Source organism: Streptomyces sp. MB09-01 (assembly GCF_033794505.1).
GTDB lineage: Bacteria > Actinomycetota > Actinomycetes > Streptomycetales > Streptomycetaceae > Streptomyces.
In genome coordinates this window covers 1-1,575 of sequence record NZ_JARAYQ010000535.1, presented here as the reverse complement: position 1 = coordinate 1,575, position 1,575 = coordinate 1, and the positions used below count along the sequence as shown (strand labels likewise).

At 67.2% G+C, this 1,575-nt stretch carries 1 pseudogene; it reads right to left on the bottom strand.

Going from position 1 to position 1,575, the window contains the following annotated elements:
* Positions 1 to 415: 415 nt before the first annotated feature.
* A pseudogene (locus PV721_RS43255) lies at positions 416 to 1,254 on the bottom strand (IS5 family transposase).
* Positions 1,255 to 1,575 lie beyond the last annotated feature (321 nt).

The window sequence follows — 1,575 nt, the reverse complement described above, 5'->3', positions numbered from 1 at the left end:
AGGGGAGGGGGCGGTTCACGGGGGGGGGGCGGTACGGACGCGGGGGGGGCGCCGTCCGTACCGCCCCTCTCAGGGACCGTCGGGGTGAACGGGTCAACTCGCGGTCGGTCGGGTCAGCTGGCGGTGCGCCCCGAAACCAGCGGCCACTCGCGGTTGAGGGTATCTCCGTGAAGCCATCAACGGTCCTGGTCTCCACCGGCGCCTGGCCGACCTGTTCGACCGCCCTGAACCGACCATCAAGGACTGGATCAAAGCAGCCCGCGAGCGCGGCTACCTCTCCCCCGCCGTCCCAGGCCGCCGAGCTGCCGGCCCAGGCCCACTCCTCAGCCACCCCAAGGGAGGCCCCGGTACTCCGTCGGCTTGAGAGGGCGTTTCATCCCGTTGTTTCATCCCAGATTGCCGTGTTGAGGGTGGTTCACGCACCGCGCCAGGTCGGGGTGGATTCCGTTGTCAGGCGGCGGGTCATGAGGCTGTCATGGCGAGGTAGATCATGGCTTCGGAGCGATGGGACTTGGCCTCGTAATCGCGGGCCAGGCGGCGATGGTTCATCAGCCATCCCAGCGTTCTCTCGACTGTCCAACGACGTGGCAGGACGGCAAACCCCCTGGTGGCGGGGTCGCGGCGGACGATGTGCATGTCGATACCGAGGGTGGCAGCGTGTTCGACGAGGTGCTGGCGGTAGCCGCCGTCCACCCAGGTCTTGCGGACGGTGGGATGGTCGGCGGCGACCCGTTCGATGAGGGTCTGGCCGGCGATCGAGTCCTGAACGCTGGCCGCGGTGACCAGGACTCCGAGGAGGAGTCCGACGGTGTCGATGACGATGCTCCGCTTACGGCCGACGATCTTCTTGCCCGCATCGATGCCCTGCTCGCAGGCGGGGACGTTGGTGGAAGTCTTGATGCTCTGGGAGTCGATGACACAGGCGGTCGGTTCCTCCTCGCGGCCCTCCCGCCTGCGGACTTGCCGCCGCAGCAGGCTGTTGAGGTGGTCGAACACGCCTTCCTCCTGCCAGCGGGCAAAGTAGGCGTAGACGGTGTTCCAGTGCGGGTAGTCGTGCGGGAGGTAGCGCCAGGGGATCCCTGTCCGGTTCACGTAGAGGACCGCGTCCAGCAGACTGCGCAGGTCGTGGTCCGGTGGGCGGCCGATGTCCAGGCCGCGGCCGCGGCGTTCGGACCGCCAGGCGGTGAGGACCGGCTCGACCAGCTCCCACCGGGCATCGGACAGGTCACTGGGATATCGGCGGCGTTCAGGCACGATTCTGGGCTACCCAGCCAGGACCCGGCGGGCCTGGGCGCAGATACCGGCGCCCGAAGCGCACGGCGCACAACCCGGCGCCTCGGGATGAAACAGGAGCAGCCAGGCCAACACGGCGCCGGAACCGCGACTCATGCACCACTACTCACACCAGCCTCAGTGGTCCCAGCCAAACCAGAGCGCAGACCCATATAAAGAACCCCGAATATGGGCTAAACGCCCTCTGAGAGGTCGTTTTCGCCTAAAATTGCCGCTTACCAGCCGATTCTCGGTGTGCCGGGTTGTGGTGAAGGTGAGGTCACCGAGGTGGTTGAGGCCTGC